Raw genomic sequence first — 15,753 nt, 5'->3', positions numbered from 1 at the left:
AGTTCGGCGATGTCGTCACCGTCGAACTCCTCGACGACGTCGCGCAGCGCCTCCTTCTCGCGGTCGTCCAGCGCGCGCACGCCGTCGAGAATGCCGGCGTCGGTGAGGTGGATGAGCCACTCGACCTCGACGTGGACGCGCATCCGGTTGAGCGCGGCCTCCGACAGGTGGTCGACGAGCGGGGCGACGGCGCCGCGGTAGCGGCCGTCGAGGGCTCCGAGGGCGATGGCGGGCTGGGTGTCGGCGAGGCTGTGCATGCACCCATTGTTCCAAACGACGAGCCCCGGACGCGTGTCGCATCCGAGGCTCGTCCTCACGGTGGAGTCAGCGCTTTCGGGCCCGCAGCGGGAGCCACACCGCCAGGCCCATGAGCGCCATCGCCAGCGGGACGTGGACGGCGGCCATGACGTCCTTGCCCTCGTCCACGATGAGCCCCCCCGAGATAGGCCTCGAGGATCAACAGCACCGTCAACGCCAGCGCGCCGAAGGTCAGGTCGGTGCGTTCACGCAGCTTCAGGAACGCCCACACCGTGGCGAGGAGCGCGAACCCGATGGCGGCCTTCCCGCACCACGAATGGACCTCGAGCCAGGGCGTCTTCTCAGGGTCGGTGTCGGGCGTCGACATGAACAATCCGGCCCACAGGCCCTGCAGCAGCACGGCGAGCGACGCGACGCCGACGAGTGCTGCGAACGTACGAGTGGGTGCCGTCGCGGCTGAGGAATTCGCGGGCGTGGAGCTCGTCATGATGGTCCTTCGCGGGGGATGGAGCAGTGTCCCCACAGCAAACCGCATCCACCTAGGAGAAGGCTCTCGTCCGTAACCGGCAGACCTGACAAGTACCCGGGATTTTCCTGGGTCAGGGCTGGCTTACCTCACCCGCTCGTCACTCGGCGTCTCGACCGTTCTCGGCCTCGGGTGAGAAAGCGATGACGTTGAAGGTCTCACCCTCGGGCCCGCGAATCGTCGCCTCCGGCCCGAACGGGGTGTCGAAGCTCATGAGCACCTCGCCGTCGAGCTCTTCGACGGTGGCGACGGTGGAGTCGCGGTCGGCGACGACGAAGTGCGTCAACCAGTTCGCGGGAACGTCGTCGGGCAGCTGCGTCGCGAGGTGCATGCCCGCGACGACCTCGCCGTCGCTCGCGCGCTTGATCGTGACGTAGTCGGTGCCCATCTCCTCGTAGGAGAAGCCGAAAACCTTGCCGTAGAACGACTTCGCGCCCTCGAGGTCGCGCGTCATGAGGTCGTTCCAGCCCACGGAACCGGGCTCGTTGAAGATGCCGAACCCGGGGTGCTCGCCGCCCTGCCAGACACCGAACGCGGCCCCCTCGGGATCCTGGAAGAACGCCATGCGTCCTGTGTTCGGCACGTCCATCGGCTCGACGAGCGTGCGGCCGCCGGCGTCGCGGATGGCGCCAGCGGTCGCGTCGACGTCGTCGCTCGCGAAGAACGTGGACCACGCGCTCGGAACGTCGGGCTGCATGCGCGGCGCCAGCCCGGCAGCAGCGTGGTGATGCTTGAGCGCGACGGCGTAGCCGCCCATGTCGTCACCGCCCTCGCGGATCTCCCAGCCGAACAGCTTGGCGTAGAAATCCTTCGCTCGGTGCATGTGGTCGAAGCTGCAGTCGACCCAGTTGGGCGTGCCGGCGGGCCAGTTCGTGGTGCGGGTTGGCATGACGACTCCTTCGGTCGCGGTGAGGCCAGCCGGCCTCGCTCGGTGACGTTCCCAGCCAATCACGTGACGCTGATAACTGCGCGGTTCCGGGCCTGCCGGGAATCGCATCTTGTCCGCGGTGCGTCGGCGCCTCGCGCATGAGGCGCCGACAGGCCTCGCCTACGCCGGCCCCGAGATACCTCAGGATTCGGTCGACGGGCTCGACACCATCGCGCAGCACACCGCCGGTCGACGCCGCGAGGCTGGCCCCCGCCGTTCGGTGTGCGCCGAGCGTGGAGAACTGCGTTCGCGACGGGCGCGACGGGTAGCACCTGTGGCACCCGTCGATCAGCCTGGACCGCCGATCGTCGAGTCACTGCGACCAGGTCGCTCAGACGAGCCGATGCGCCCCCGCGCTCGCAAGCGCGACGAAGGGCTCCGGCTCGGGGAAGCCGCCGTCGTGCGCCGCGCGTCGAGCAGCCGCGACGGCATCATCGACGCCTTCGACGTCGACGAGCGCGATGACGCACCCGCCGAAACCCCCGCCCGTCATGCGTGCGCCGTACGCGCCACCGGCGACGAGTGCGGCGGCGAGCGTGTCGACGGCCGGGACGGTGATCTCGAAATCGTCGCGCATGCTGACGTGTGACGCCGTGAGCAGCGCCCCGACGTCAGGCGCTTTGTCCCGCGTCACGCCACCGGTCAGGAGAGCGTCGACGGCGAGGACCCGCGCGGAGTCGGTGATGACGTGGCGCGCGCGGCGGCGCGGCACGTCGGGCAGCCCGGCGAGGCGCGCATCGACGGCGTCGACGTCGCGTCCGTCGATCTCGGCGCACAGTCGCCCGCGGGCGATGCCCAGGGCGTCGGCGGCCTCCTCACACGCGCGGCGGCGCTCGCCGTACGCACCGTCGACGAGCTCGTGCGGCGCGTGCGAGTTGACGACGAGCAGCGCGAGGCCCGCGTCGTCGAGGTCGAACGGCACCTGCATCGTCTCGTTCGTCAGCGTGCCGAGTCGCAGCGCGTTCCCCGGTTCGCAGAGCACGGACGCGAGCTGATCCATCGTTCCGGTCGGTGCTCCCGCGATCTCGTTCTCGGCGAGGCGCCCGAGCCTGGCGATGCTCGCTCCGTCGAGCCCCCAGCCGGCGAGGTCGTTCCACGCTGACGCCGTCGCACAACTCAATGACGCCGATGACGACAACCCGGCGCCGCGCGGTACGTCGGCCGCGAACGCGATGTCGAGCCCCGGCACGTCGAGGCCGTCGCGACGGGCGGCCCATCCCACGCCGGCGGCGTAGGACGCCCATCCGAGGCCCGCCTCGCGCGACACCTCGCCGAGACGCACCTCGACACGCTTGCCTTCGGAGGCGAGGCGCACGAGATCGTCGTCGCGCCGACGTGCGACGGCGACCGTACCCGTCGGCAGGGCTATGGGTAGGACGTAGCCACCGTTGTAGTCGGTGTGCTCACCGATGATGTTGACGCGGCCCGGCGCCCACCACGCACCGTCGGGTTCGCCTGCGTCCGAGCCGAACTCGCGATCGAACAGGGAGCTCGCGTCGTCGAGCAGGCGACGCTGCGTCGAGGTCGGCGTCGTCATGACGACTCACCCACTTCGCGGCCTGGGCCGCCGTCGAACGCGTCTGCCACCTCACGCAGGCGCTGTGCGACAGCTTCGGGGGAGACGTCGTTGCTGAACGCACCCTGCCCCGACTCGGTGCCGGCGAGGTACTTCAGCTTGTCGGCACTGCGACGAATCGAGAACAGCTCGACGTGCAGCCACGCGAGCTCGCGATCCGGGTGATCGGCCTTGGCCGGCGCCTGCTGCCACGCCGAGATGTACGGCAGCGGCGCGTCGTAGAGGGCATCGAAGCGGGTGAGGACGTCGCGGTACAGCGCCGCGAGCCCGTCGCGCTGGGCGTCGTCGAGGGCCGCAAGGTCGGCCACCTGCGTCCGCGGATACAGGTGCACCTCGACGGGCCAGCGCGCCGCGAACGGCACGAACGCCACCCAGGTGTCGTTCTCGGCGACGATGCGGGCGCCGTCGGCGAGTTCGCGGGCGATGACGTCGCCGAACAGGTTGCGCCCCGTCGCGTCATGGTGGGCGCGGGCGCGCGCCAACTCCGTCGCCGCGCGTGGCGGCACGAACCCGAACGCGTAGATCTGCCCGTGCGGGTGCGGCAGCGTCACCCCGATCTCGACGCCGCGGTTCTCGAACGGATAGACGTACTCGACGCTGTCGCGCGCGGACAGTTCGCGCGTGCGGTCGGCCCACGCGTCGACGACGAGGCGCGCCTGCTCGAGGCCGAGATCCTTGAACGACGCGTCGTGTCGCTCGCTGAAGCACACCACCTCACACGCGCCGTGCGCGGGAGCCGAGGCGAACAGCGGGTCGTCCTCGGTCGGGACGTCGACGACCGCGTCCGACAGTGCCGGGAAGCGGTTGTCGAACACGGCGACCTCGTACGAGCCGGACGGCACCTCGCTCGCGTATCCGTCGCGACTGGGGCACAGGGGGCACTCGTCGGCGGGCGGCATGAACGTGCGGTTCTGCCGGTGCGCGGCGAGCACGATCCGTTCGCCGGTCAGTGGATCGCGACGGATCTGCGACATCGGGGTCGTCGTCGGCAGGTCGCGGGTGTCGGGGCTCGGCTCACGGCCCGCGGTGCGGTCGTACCAGCGGATCGTGCGGCCGTCAGCGAGACGGCCGTCGGTTCGGAACATCACAGATGCACCCATTCTGTTGCGTGCGTGCGGAATTCGGCAGGCTCCAGGCTAGCCGCGCCGGTCGGGATGCGGCCGAGGGGCTGGGCGCCGGCCGCGGTGGGCAGGTCGTCGATGTTGGTGCGCTCGGCGAGATCGGGCTCGCTCGGGTAGCTGCCGACGACGTACCCGATGAGGTCGAGCTCGCGGCGAGCGAGGGCCTCGGCGGTCAGCGCCGTGACGTTGAGGGTGCCGAGGCGCGAGGCGACGACGAGGACGAAACCGGCGCGAGCGCCGGCGTCGCGCAACGCGATTCCAAGGTCGGCCAGGGTGTTGCCCTCGCCGTCGAGGTGCACGAGCAGCCCCCCGGCACCTTCGACGATGACGGTGTCGACGTCGTCCCTCTCGGCGATCTCGAGGACGCGACGGGCGTGCTCGGCGACCGTCGGCAGCGTCACCCGGGCCAGCCGAGCTGCGGAATCGGGGGCGAGCGGGTCGGGCAGCCGGACGAACTCGTGCGTCGTGAGCGAGCCCGTGGCCGCGTCGTCGCCACCCAGATCACCGACAAGACGCGCCACCTCGTCGACGTCGCCGGCCTCGCCCGGCGCGAGACCCGTCTGCGTGGGTTTGACGACGGCCACGTGCATGCCCTGAGCGATGAGAGCCGCGGCGATGGCGGCCGTCGTCACCGTCTTGCCGACCTCGGTGTCGGTGCCGGTGACGAGCAGGATGGGCGCGGTCATGCGATCTCCTCGAGAGGTGGGGAAGCGGGCGGGCTGGCAGCAGGTCGCGGCGACTCCGAGCTGCCGGCTCGTTCGTGCGACGTCTCGCGAAGCACGCCGTGCATGATGCGTTCGACGTCGGCGAGGTCGTCGTCAGTGATACCGGCGTTGGCCGTCAGGCGTAGGCGCGAGATGCCGTCGGGTGTGCTCGGTGGGCGGAAGCAGCCGATGCGCAGGCCCCCTCGTCGGGCAGCGTCGACGGCGGACACGGCACTGCGCGGCGACGGCATGGGAACGCTGAGGACGGCGCCCGCAGGCACCTCGACGCCGACGATGTCGGCCAGTCGTGCTGCGACCTCGCGGGTGCGTGCGGCGAGTTCGGGTCGTGCGACGAGGCGCCGCAGAGCACCCAGGGCCGCTCCGGCAGACGCGGGAGCCAGGCCGGTGTCGAAGATGAACGGGCGCGCCGTGTTGACGAGATGCTCGCGCAGCGCGGCCGAGCCGAGCACCGCGCCGCCCTGGGCCGCGAGGGATTTCGACAACGTCACAGTCGTGATGATGCGCTCGCGGCCCGGGCGATCGAGCAGGCCGAGCGCCCGCACAAGGCCTTCGCCCCGCCCGCCGACGACTCCGAGGCCATGTGCCTCGTCGACGACCAGGAGCGCATCGTGCTCGATCGCGAGGTCGAGCAGTTCGCGCAGCGGGGCAGCATCCCCGAGAACCGAGAAGATCGACTCGACGACGATGACCGCGCGCGGTTCGGTGCGTTCGACGAGCTTGTCGCGGACCGCGGCCACGTCGAGGTGCGGAGTGACGGCGACGCGCGCCTTCGCGAGCCTCATCCCGTCGATGAGGCTCGCGTGGTTGTGCGCGTCGCTGATGATGACGGTGTCGGGTGTGCCGAGGGCCGTCATGAGAGAGAGATTGGCGTGATAGCCCGTGGAGAACACGAGTGCGGCCTCATGCCCCAGGTGCGCGGCGAGTCCGCGTTCGAGTGCGACGTGCGAGGCATGCGTGCCCGTCACGAGGCGGCTCGCACCGGCGCCCGCACCGTCGTCCTGGAGCGCGGCGACGGCTGCGGCGATGACGTCAGGGTGTCGCCGCAGCGCGAGGTAGTCGTTGCCGGCGAGGTCGATGCGGACGCCGTCGAGCTGGTCGTCGACGGCCGTGCGGGTGAGGCCCAGCTCTTCGCGGCGCCGAGCGGCGTCGCGCAGGAAGACGGCGTACTGATCGACCTGACCGCCGCGGACGGTCGCATCCGCTGGGGCTGAGGCGCCCGCGTCAAGGCCCCCGCGTGGCACGGCTGCGCCGTCCGTCGAGGCTTCGGGCTCCATTCCGTCAGGCTTGCTCATCGCGACTGCTCGCTAGCTCGGCAGCCGGCGTCGACGCTCGCCCGCACTGCGGCCGTGACGCCGCGCAAGATCGTCGCGAGATCATCGTCGGTGCACACGTACGGCGGCATCGTGTAGATGAGGCCCCGGAACGGGCGGATCCAGACGCCTTCGGCCAATGCCGCCTCAGTAGCGCGCGTCATGTCGACGTCGCCCTCCAACTCGACGACGCCGACCGCACCGATGACGCGGACGTCCTTCACACCCGCGATGCTGCGCAGCGGGCCGAGCCCGGCCTCGAGGGCGCCCTCGAACTGTGCTGCGCGCGTGAGGCGTTCGGCGTCGAGCAGGTCGAGGCTCGCAAGCGCGACGGTGCACGCGAGGGGGTTACCCATGAATGTCGGGCCGTGCATGACAGCGCCCGTGCGATCGCTGATGCGCTGGGCCACCTCGTCGCTGCACAGCGTTGCGGCGAGGGTCAGGTACCCACCGGTCAACGCCTTGCCGACGCACATGATGTCGGGTGTGACGCCGACGCGTTCGGCCGCCCAGAGGGTGCCGGTGCGTCCGAAACCGGTGGCGATCTCGTCGAAGATGACGAGCGCCCCGTGCTCACGGGCGAGTTCGGCGAGGAATCGCACGCACTCCGGGTCGTGGATCCGCATGCCGCCGGCGCCCTGCAGCAGGGGTTCGAGGATGACGGCGGCGATGTCGTCGGCGTGCTCGGCGAACAAGCGCGCGGTCTCGTCCTTCCACGCGGCCATCTCGCCCGCGTCAGCGACGAGGCCGGACGACGGGTCCGCGGGTGCGGGCGGCAGCGGCGCGAAGATCTGCTCGGGCAGCGTGCCGCGCCAGAGCGTGTGCATGCCGCCGTCGGGGTCGCAGACGCTCATCGGGTGCAACGTGTCGCCGTGGTAGCCGCCGCGGACGGTGAGGATGCGACGCCGTGGCCGGTCGTCGGCGGCGAAGCACTGCAGCGCCATCTTCATTGCCACCTCGACGCTGACGGAGCCCGAATCGGCGAGGAACACTCGGTTCAACGCCGCACGTTCCGGCTGTGGGTGCGGCGCCATCGCGACGAGGCGCTCGGCGAGCCGGATCGCGGGTTCGTGCGTCAGCCCGCCGAACATGACGTGCGACATGCGCTGTAGCTGCCCCGTGGCAGCCGCGTCGAGCTCTGGAACGCCGTAACCGTGCACGGCGCACCACCACGAGCTCATCGCGTCGATGACGTCGCGGCGCGTTCCGTCGGCCTTGACGAGACGCAGCCGCACGCCGGAGGCGGACTCGACGACGTGGGGCGGTGCTCCTGCCGTGGCACTCGCGTAGGGGTGCCACACGTGGGCGGCGTCGAGGGTGAGCAGCGCGTCGACGTCCGTGGTCATGGCCGCATCCTCTCATCCCACGCCCGGTTACCCGCGAGTCCGGAAGGCGGCCTCGAGCGCGGGCGGCGTGATGCGTCTCACCCTAGGATCGAGCGCCGACAACCGCGTCCTTCCGCGGTTGTCGGCCGTTCTCGCTACTGTGAGGCCATGATCACGGATCTCGCGGTGACCGCCATGATCGGCGCCTGCGTCCTCGCCGCCATCGCAGCAATGACGGCGTGGCTCGCACGCTCGATCACGTCGGGCACGCTGCCCTTCGGCGGCAGGCTCGCGCTGCGCCCGCGCGGCGTTGCACGCACCCCTGAGGCGTTGCTCGACGCCAACCGCGCCGCCGCGCCCTTCATGATGCGTTACGCGCTCATCGTGGGGGTGCTCGCCGTTCTCGTCATCCTGGTTGCGCCGTTCAGCGACATCGCCGCCGTGATCGTGCACCTCGTCGCCATCATCATGGTGTGCCTCGGCGCATGGGTGTGCTGGGCGAAGGCGCGACGAGCCGCCGCGTCTTCGTCCGTCGTGGATCCCACCGTCGGGACGACGGATGCCGCGCGGCCCGAGTAGTTGCAGATCAGATGCCGTAGCGACGAAGGAAACCGCTGAGATCCTTGCCCGCGGCCTTCTGCGCCTCGGCCTTGAACTGGGCGCGGGTGATGCTCGAGTGGGCGTGGCCCGTGGCCAACGTGCGCAGGAATGCCGTGAAGCGCGGTGCGCGCGCCTGCTCGATCGAGCCGTCCATCTCACGGCGCAGCTCCCGCATGAGGCCACCCGCGTACTGATACGTCAGCTTCTGCACCTTCATGTGGGTCGGCACGCGCCAGGTCGTGGGCGGCGTCAGCAGGGGAGCCCACATCGCGGCGGAGGTGCCTGACGTGGCACGCAACATCTGTACATAGTCCCATTCCAGGAGCTGCGCCAGGCCCTCCTGGATCAACACGACGTCCGCCCAACTCGCCGCGGTCACGCTGTTGCCGAACCACATGTGCGCATTCTCGTGGGCGACGAACGCGGCTGTGTTGCAGGACGCGTCGTAGGTCGGTCCGCCGACGGTCTCCTGAGCGCCCACACCAATATCTTTGACCAAGACCCCGCCTGCGTGCGAGAAGGGGAAGCTGCCGTAGCGCGCCGCGAAGTACGACAAGGCCCGCGGGGTGTGATCGAGCAGGGTCGATTTCGTGAGCCCCGGCTGTGCCGCCACGCCGTAGGGAACGTCACGCCCGCCGATCGACCACGTACCCGAGGTGACGCTGAACGGCCCGACGGCGAGGCCGAGTTGGTAGGTGGCGCTGGGTTCGGCGACAGCGAAGCGAATGTTCGTCATCGCGGTGCGGCCCGAGGTGTAGAACGTCTGTGAGGTCGGCCTCGCCAGCATGACCCGGTTGGCCCGCTGGGTCGAGATGCTGACGCCGTAGGTCGATTTCACGTCGAGCCGGTCGTTGCACGGGAACCAGTGCGTGGCGGCGATCGGCTCGCCGGCGACGACGAAGTACGCCCCGGCGCTCAACAGCGAGGCGGTGCGGTTCGCGTCGGCGGAGACGTTGTAGCCGACCTTGAGCGTGAATCGCGCTCCCGCCGGCAGCGAGAAGCCGCTGACGGTGAATCGGCGATGCCCGCCCTGGTCGCCGTACGTCGTGGCGACGCTGGACGTCCTGGAGAATCGCACGGCCTTGCCGTTGATCGACACGACGTTCGGTGTGTGCTGGAAGTCGACGAAGAGGTTCGTCATCGATCGCGCAGCGACGCACGTCATCGTCGTCGAACCGAAGAGCCGCGGCGAGCTGCCGGTGAGGATCGTGTCACCGATCTGGTAGTGCAGCACGCGGTAGCGGCTGTCGCCGAAGCGCGGGTACGAAGGGTCTGTGGTGTCGGCCAGTGCTGACGTCGTCGAAGCGGCGACACAGCCCAGGGCCGCGGCGCCCGCGCCGCCTAAGAGGGCATTCCGGCGGCTGACGTGTGAACAGGTCAATTCGGGCATCGTTCCCCCTCGCGACATTGGCCTCGACCCCTGTCGATGCCTGAACCCTCAGGATACGTTCAGATGTGACTCGGGTCACCCCCGACGTCGCTCACGACGTCGCGTCTGCCAGCCACGCGCGGTCAGACGCCGGCGCCGCCACTGATCGAGCCGTGACGGGAGCACTCGGCCGACCATCCCGTCGGGATGATCTGCACCTTCATGCGCCGCGCGCACTGCGCGCAGAAGCGCGGCGGCTCTTCCGAGGCGAGCCACCGAGCGCACGTCGCGTGGTCGGCCGCCTCGGGCGCCAACCCGCACCGCGTGCAGAACGCGGGCTCATCACCCGAGTTGCCCGCCGCCGCGACCTGCGAACCCCGCCCACGCACAGCCGGGCCCCCCACGACCGCACCCTGGTCGCGGCCCGGCAGCGTCGCGTCACTCATCGTCGTCATCTCTCGTGCAGGGCGCGTCAGAGCGTCGCGTTGAGGGCCTTGATCGGCATGTTGAGCTCGCCGAGCAACGACAGGTCTTCCTTCGGGTCGCGCCCGAGCGTCGTCAGGTAGTTGCCGACGATGACGGCGTTGATGCCGCCCATGAGCCCGTCACGCGTGCCGAGGTCACCGAGCGTCAGCTCGCGGCCGCCCGCGTAGCGCAGGATCGTGCGCGGCAGTGCGAGACGGAACGCGGCGATCGTGCGCAGCGCGTCGTTGGACTCCATCGGCTCGATGTCGCCGAACGGCGTGCCGGGGCGCGGGTTGAGGAAGTTGAGCGGCACCTCGTGCGGCTCGAGCTCGGCGAGCTGCGACGCGAGTTCTGCGCGCTGCTCGAGCGTCTCACCCATGCCGACGAGACCACCGCAGCACAGTTCCATGCCGCTGGCCTTGACCATCGTGCACGTCTCCCAGCGCTCCTCGTACGTGTGCGTCGTGACGACGTCGGGGAAGTACGACTTCGCGGCCTCGAGGTTGTGGTTGTAGCGGTGCACACCCATGTCGCGCAGGTCGTCGACCTGCTCCTGCGTCAACATGCCGAGAGACGCGGCGACCTGGATGTCGACCTCGTCGTGGATCGCCTTGACGCCCTCGCGCATCTGCTCCATGAGCTTCGCGTCCGGCCCGCGCACGGCGGCGACGATGCAGAACTCCGACGCGCCCGTCTCGCGCGTCTGCTTCGCGGCGCGCACGAGCTGCGGAATGTTGAGCCACACCGAACGTACCGGCGACGTGAACTGCCCCGACTGTGAGCAGAAGTGGCAGTCCTCGGGGCAGCCGCCCGTCTTGAGGGAGACGATGCCCTCGACCTCGACCTCGTCACCGTTGTACTTCAGGCGCACCTCATGGGCGAGCTGCAGCAGCTCCTCGAGGCGATCGTCACCTGTGCGCAGCACCTCGACGAGGTCGTCGTAGCCGAGCGGCTTGCCCTCCTCGAGCACGATGCGGCTAGCGCGCGCCAGAACGTCCTCGTCGGACGTGGGAGCCTGCGTGAGCGGTGCGTCGGTGATAGTCATGCGGCCTAGGTTAACGACCATTAACCGAGAATTGGGGGCCGGTCCCGAACCGGCGAGTAGGTGTTGAATGCCTTGCCCCGTCAGGAGCAGGGCACGCGGGCCCGCCGCGCCTCCCGCATCCCGGGCGGCCGTGGGCATACCCACCCGAGCGGGTGGGGTTTCACCACGCGACGAAGCGCCGCCTCGACGTTTCGGCCCACGCCCTCGCCGACGAGATCCGCAGCGACGGCAAGGGGCTCGACGTCCTCGTCAACAACGCCGGCGTCATGACGCCCCCGGAGCGCACGGTGACGAAGGACGGCCACGAACTGCAGTGGGGCAGCAACTTCCTCGGCCCGTTCGTCCTGACGAACCTGCTCTTGCCGACGCTGCTGGAGGGGCGCGCGCCGCGTGTCACGACGATGTCGAGCATCGCCGCGCAGGCGGCGTCGATCAACTTCGCCGACCTCGAGTGGGAGAAGAAGTACTCCTCGTGGCGCGCGTACGGCCAGTCGAAGCTCGCCGACCTGCTCATGGGCCTGCATCTCGCCCGCGTGTCGCAGGGGCGCGGCTGGAGGCTCCTTTCCACCATCGCGCACCCCGGCTACACGAAGACCAACCTGCAGAGCGCCGGCGCCGCGCTCGGTTCCGGACGCACGACGATGATGACGCGCATCATGGACCTCGACGTGCTGCCGAGCATGGACGCCGTCCAGGGCGCCGGCCCCGAACTCATGGCCGCCACCGACCCGGCGGCCCGGAACGGCGCGTTATACGGCCCGAAGAGCCGCACCGGCATGACCGGAGAGGCCGCCGAGGTGCCGGTGTACCGCAGCGCCAAGGGCCCGACCCTCGCCGCATCCGTGTGGGCCCTCGCGGCTGCGACGACGGGCGTCGACCTGCCGCGCGTCTGAACCGCTGACGGACGAAACCCCTGACGGACGCAGCGCTCAACGGACCAGGCCCCTCACGGACGAAAGCTCCTGACACGACGAAGCGGGCTCCGAGACCAGATGGTCGCGGGGCCCGCTTCGTCGGTCAGCGCTCAGCCGGCCGGGTGTCTGACGCTCAGCTCGTACGCGGGCGGTCCTCGTCGTCGCGGGCGAGGTGCTTCGGCGTCGAGTGGCTCTCACCGGCGAAGAGTTCCTCGACGATGCTCGCCGGCGTCGCGCCGTGCAGACCGGGCGTCGTGGCCGCGTGCTCCGAGGCGTCCGCGTCCGTCGTCGTCGTGCCCGACGTGCCCGCCGTCTCCGTCCCCGCAGCGTCGAACGAGGCGGCCGAGCCGGCAGCCGCACCGGTCGTGCCGGCGGCTGCGCGTTCTGCAGCGTGCTCGGGCGAGCCGGGGCGCGCACCGTGCTGCTTGAGGCTCTCACCTTCGACGTCGACGTTGGGCATGATCTTGTCGAGCCACTTCGGGATCCACCAGGCGTGCTTGCCCAGCATGAGCATGACGGCCGGGATGAGGATCATGCGCACGAGGAACGCGTCGAGGAAGACGGCCGTCGCGAGCGACACACCGATCGTCTTGATGAGCGCGTTGTCCTGCGAGGCGAACGCGGCGAACACCGAGATCATGATGAGCGCGGCGGCGACGACGACGCGGCCCGAGTGGCGGAAACCGTCGATGACGGCGTCGCGTGCGTCCATGCCGTGGGCGTACGCCTCACGCATGCGCGTGGTGAGGAAGACCTGGTAGTCCATCGCGAGGCCGAACACGATGCCGATGAGCAGCGTCGGCATGAAGCTCATGATGGGCTGCGGGTCGAACCAGCCGAACGTGCCGTCCTGGACGAGCTTCACCGTCACGCCGAGCGTCGCGAGGATCGAGGCGAGGAAGCCCAGCGTCGCGAGCAGCGGCACGACGATCGAACGGAACACGAGCACGAGCAGGACGAACGCGAGCCCGACGACGATGGCGAGGTACGGCGCGAGCGCGTCGTTGAGCTTCTCCGACACGTCTGCGGCGATCGCCGTCTGGCCGGTGATGCCGACCTTGACGTTGCTCGACTTCTCGATGTCGGCCTGACCGTCGCGCAGGCGCGTCAGCAGGTCGTCGGTCTTCTTGTCGGCGGGGCCCGTCTTCGGCGTGATCATGACGACGGCGCCGTCACCCTTCTTCGCCATCTGGACGATCTGCGCGTTGGCGACGTCGTCCTCCTTCGACGCCCACTGCACGACCTTGCCGTACGCCTGCATCTGCTTGCCGGCGAGTTCCTTCTGCGCCGCGGCGTCCGTGCCGGAGACCTTGATGTCACGTCCGTCGAGTACGGCGATCATCGGGGCGTTCTTGCCCGGGCCGAAGCCCTCGGCGAGCAGGTCGGCGCTCTGACGCGCCTCGGTGTTCTTCTCCGCCGTGGCGTCGGAGGGCAGGCCGAGGTGCAGGTTGCTCACGGGTGCCGCGAGCACGCCCAGAAGGGCGACGACGCCGAGCGCGACGGCCCACGGAGCCTTGCGGATGCCGCGACCGAGTCGGACCGAACCGTTGACGAAGTCGTGGTCGGAGTCGTCGGCGGTCGTGTCCTTGCGCACCCGCCCACCGAACGCCTTGCCCTTGAGCATGCCCATGAGAGCGGGCAGCAGCGTCAGGCTGACCATGACGGCGACGAAGACGGTGCCCGCGGCGCCGAGACCCATCGCCGTCAGCATGCCGATGCCGAGCACCGAGAATGCGGACAGCGCGATGAGGACGGTGAGACCGGCGAACACGACGGCCGAGCCGGCCGTCCCGAGGGCACGACCCATCGCGTGGGCACGCTCGTCGTTCTTCGTCCGGTCGACGTGCCGCAGCTCGCTGCGGTAACGCGACAGGATGAACAGCGCGTAGTCGATGCCGACGGCGAGACCGATCATCGACGCGAGCGCCGTCGTCGTCTCCGGCAGGTCGAAGAAGTACGTCGCACCCGTGATGCCGAGAGTGCCCAGCAGCAGCCCGATGACGGCGTTGAGGATCGGCATGCCCGCCGCGACGAACGAACCGAACGTGATGACGAGGACGACGAGCGCGACGGCGATGCCGATGAGCTCCGAGGTGCCGCCGGGCTGCATCATCTCCTGCATGCCCTGACCGCCGGCGACGATCGTCAGACCGTTCTTCGCCTCGGCCGCGGCATCCGAACGGATCTGCTTCTGCGTGTCCTGCTTGATGTCCATGACGTTCTCGACATCGAAGTTCCACGAGATCGTGCCGATGCGCCCGTCCTTCGACAGCGGCGACAGGGCCTGGGCGTTCGCCTCGGCCTGCTCCTTCGTCATGCCCTGCTTCATCGACTGCGCGACGAGCTGCTTGCTCTGCATCTGCGCGGCGACGACGGGGTTCGCGATGGTCTGCGCCTCAGCGCCCTTCGGCATCTGCGGTGCGCTCTGCAACTTCTTGACGAGCGCGTCGATCTGGCCCTTGTACGGCTGCTCGGAGAGCGTGTGGCCCGCCGGCGCCTTCAGGACGATCTGGCCGTTGACCTGCTTGTCGGCAGCCTTGGCGTCGGGGAAGAGCTCCTTCTGCATCTCGGCCGCCTCGAGCGACGGGATGCCGGGGATGGTGAACTCGCTGGACATCGGCTTGCTCTTGGCGGCGGCGAAACCACCGACCGCGAGGATCGCGATGAGCCAGCCGACGAGGAAGAACGGCCACTTCTTGTAAGCCGTCCGCCCGAGGCGGTAGAGGATGTTTGCCACGAAGATCTCCTTGCGAGTGGCGGGTGGACGAAGGATGCGCGACGCAGTGCGTCGAGACGGTGGTGATGAGACGGTGGTGCGAGACGGGTGGTGAACGTGGGCCGATCGGGCGGGCTCGCGGACAAGGGCTGATGGGGGTCTGAGAGGGCGGGCGTCGCTGCCTCAGTGCTCTTCGTGCACCTCGACGGCGGCTGCGAGCACCTCGTGGAATCGGGTCGTGAAGTCGATCGGCGGAGCGTCCTGGCCGCCCGCGAAATCCTCGAGCGTCAGCTTGAGCATACTCAGCATCGTCGTGGCGAGGACGCGGGCCCGCAGATCTGACGGCTCCCACCCCTCCCGCTGGGCGATGGCGTCACGCAGCATGGCGGCGACGACCTCGAAGCGGTGGGCGACGAGTTGCATCACCTTCGCGTCGGACATGATCGCCCGATTGACGAGGGCGCGGTGTCCGGGGCTCGTGGCGTCCAGGTCGTCGGCGGAGGCGATGACGGTGTCGATGGCGTGGACGAGATCGTCGACGAGTCGGCCGTGGGGCTGCTTCTCGAGGAACAGTTCGAGCGCCCCGGGGCGCGGGTTGTTCTCGTCGAACGGGCCGAGAACGGCCGAGGCCTTGTCCGGGACGTGATTGAACAGGGTGCGGCGGCTGACGCCGACGCGTTCGGCCAATTCGTCCATCGTGAAACCGTCATAACCCCGCTCGATGACGAGGGTTGCGGCGGCCTCCTGGATCTCGACGAGACGCCGCATCGCGCGCGCCGTGCGAGACGCGGGCTGGGTGCAGGCTGTGGTGTGCACGGGCCCCCTTCGGCTGTTGCACTGAAATCTTCAGCAGTGCAATGTTGCACTTTCGTCGC

At 69.6% G+C, this 15,753-nt stretch carries 14 protein-coding genes and 1 pseudogene; 2 read left to right on the top strand and 13 right to left on the bottom strand.

The genetic code is table 11. The features are described from left to right. From B2284_RS13230 to B2284_RS13195, 8 genes and pseudogenes are all read right to left on the bottom strand, one after another. Positions 1 to 257 (bottom strand): annotated as a pseudogene (locus B2284_RS13230) (adenylosuccinate lyase); the annotation flags it as partial. A 56-nt stretch (positions 258 to 313) separates the two neighbouring features. Beyond that, on the bottom strand, positions 314 to 793 hold the full coding sequence (locus tag B2284_RS13225) for a hypothetical protein (protein ID WP_156444922.1): 480 nt from the start codon (positions 791 to 793) through the stop codon (positions 314 to 316). Between the two features lie 91 nt (positions 794 to 884). Continuing rightward, on the bottom strand, positions 885 to 1,673 hold the full coding sequence (locus B2284_RS13220; RefSeq protein WP_062256756.1) for a VOC family protein: 789 nt from the start codon (positions 1,671 to 1,673) through the stop codon (positions 885 to 887). Between the two features lie 370 nt (positions 1,674 to 2,043). After that, on the bottom strand, positions 2,044 to 3,249 hold the full coding sequence (galK, locus tag B2284_RS13215) for a galactokinase (protein ID WP_286697628.1): 1,206 nt from the start codon (positions 3,247 to 3,249) through the stop codon (positions 2,044 to 2,046). After that, positions 3,246 to 4,373, bottom strand: coding sequence for a galactose-1-phosphate uridylyltransferase (galT, locus tag B2284_RS13210; RefSeq protein WP_286697627.1), 1,128 nt, complete (start codon positions 4,371 to 4,373; stop codon positions 3,246 to 3,248). Before galT ends, galK begins: the two co-directional genes overlap by 4 nt. Beyond that, positions 4,373 to 5,095 carry a dethiobiotin synthase gene (gene bioD / locus B2284_RS13205; protein WP_286697626.1) on the bottom strand — a complete coding sequence of 241 codons (723 nt, stop codon included), beginning with the start codon at positions 5,093 to 5,095 and terminating at the stop codon, positions 4,373 to 4,375. Before bioD ends, galT begins: the two co-directional genes overlap by 1 nt. After that, on the bottom strand, positions 5,092 to 6,426 hold the full coding sequence (locus B2284_RS13200; RefSeq protein WP_286697625.1) for an 8-amino-7-oxononanoate synthase: 1,335 nt from the start codon (positions 6,424 to 6,426) through the stop codon (positions 5,092 to 5,094). Before B2284_RS13200 ends, bioD begins: the two co-directional genes overlap by 4 nt. Beyond that, a complete protein-coding gene (locus tag B2284_RS13195; protein ID WP_286697624.1) occupies positions 6,423 to 7,790 on the bottom strand; it encodes an adenosylmethionine--8-amino-7-oxononanoate transaminase in 1,368 nt (455 codons plus the stop codon). Before B2284_RS13195 ends, B2284_RS13200 begins: the two co-directional genes overlap by 4 nt. A gap of 147 nt (positions 7,791 to 7,937) precedes the next feature. On the opposite strand from B2284_RS13195, the gene B2284_RS13190 reads away from it, so the two are divergent. After that, on the top strand, positions 7,938 to 8,348 hold the full coding sequence (locus B2284_RS13190; RefSeq protein ID WP_286697623.1) for a hypothetical protein: 411 nt from the start codon (positions 7,938 to 7,940) through the stop codon (positions 8,346 to 8,348). A gap of 7 nt (positions 8,349 to 8,355) precedes the next feature. Here B2284_RS13190 and B2284_RS13185 read toward each other — a convergent pair whose 3' ends face one another. The 3 genes from B2284_RS13185 to bioB all read right to left on the bottom strand — a co-directional run bounded on the left by B2284_RS13185 (position 8,356) and on the right by bioB (position 11,248). After that, positions 8,356 to 9,759 carry a M1 family aminopeptidase gene (locus B2284_RS13185; protein ID WP_286697622.1) on the bottom strand — a complete coding sequence of 468 codons (1,404 nt, stop codon included), beginning with the start codon at positions 9,757 to 9,759 and terminating at the stop codon, positions 8,356 to 8,358. Positions 9,760 to 9,881: 122 nt separating this feature from the next. Next, entirely contained in the window at positions 9,882 to 10,184 is a 303-nt protein-coding gene (bsaP, locus tag B2284_RS13180) for a biotin synthase auxiliary protein BsaP (RefSeq protein WP_241725207.1), read from the bottom strand. Between the two features lie 26 nt (positions 10,185 to 10,210). Further along, positions 10,211 to 11,248: a biotin synthase BioB gene (bioB, locus tag B2284_RS13175; protein WP_286697621.1), complete on the bottom strand. Its 1,038-nt coding sequence runs from the start codon at positions 11,246 to 11,248 to the stop codon at positions 10,211 to 10,213. A gap of 152 nt (positions 11,249 to 11,400) precedes the next feature. On the opposite strand from bioB, the gene B2284_RS13170 reads away from it, so the two are divergent. Next, positions 11,401 to 12,141, top strand: coding sequence for an SDR family NAD(P)-dependent oxidoreductase (locus B2284_RS13170; RefSeq protein ID WP_286697620.1), 741 nt, complete (start codon positions 11,401 to 11,403; stop codon positions 12,139 to 12,141). A 154-nt stretch (positions 12,142 to 12,295) separates the two neighbouring features. Here B2284_RS13170 and B2284_RS13165 read toward each other — a convergent pair whose 3' ends face one another. Both B2284_RS13165 and B2284_RS13160 read right to left on the bottom strand, forming a co-directional pair. Continuing rightward, on the bottom strand, positions 12,296 to 14,899 hold the full coding sequence (locus B2284_RS13165) for an MMPL family transporter (RefSeq protein WP_286697619.1): 2,604 nt from the start codon (positions 14,897 to 14,899) through the stop codon (positions 12,296 to 12,298). Between the two features lie 162 nt (positions 14,900 to 15,061). Then, positions 15,062 to 15,694, bottom strand: a complete 633-nt coding sequence (locus B2284_RS13160; RefSeq protein ID WP_074039661.1) for a TetR/AcrR family transcriptional regulator — start codon at positions 15,692 to 15,694, stop codon at positions 15,062 to 15,064. Positions 15,695 to 15,753: the final 59 nt, after the last annotated feature.

Origin of the sequence: Dermacoccus sp. UBA1591 (genome assembly GCF_002322065.1) — a bacterium.
GTDB lineage: Bacteria > Actinomycetota > Actinomycetes > Actinomycetales > Dermatophilaceae > Dermacoccus > Dermacoccus nishinomiyaensis.
The sequence above is the reverse complement of the archived record's forward strand: the minus strand, read 5'-3'. Positions and strand labels throughout refer to the sequence as shown.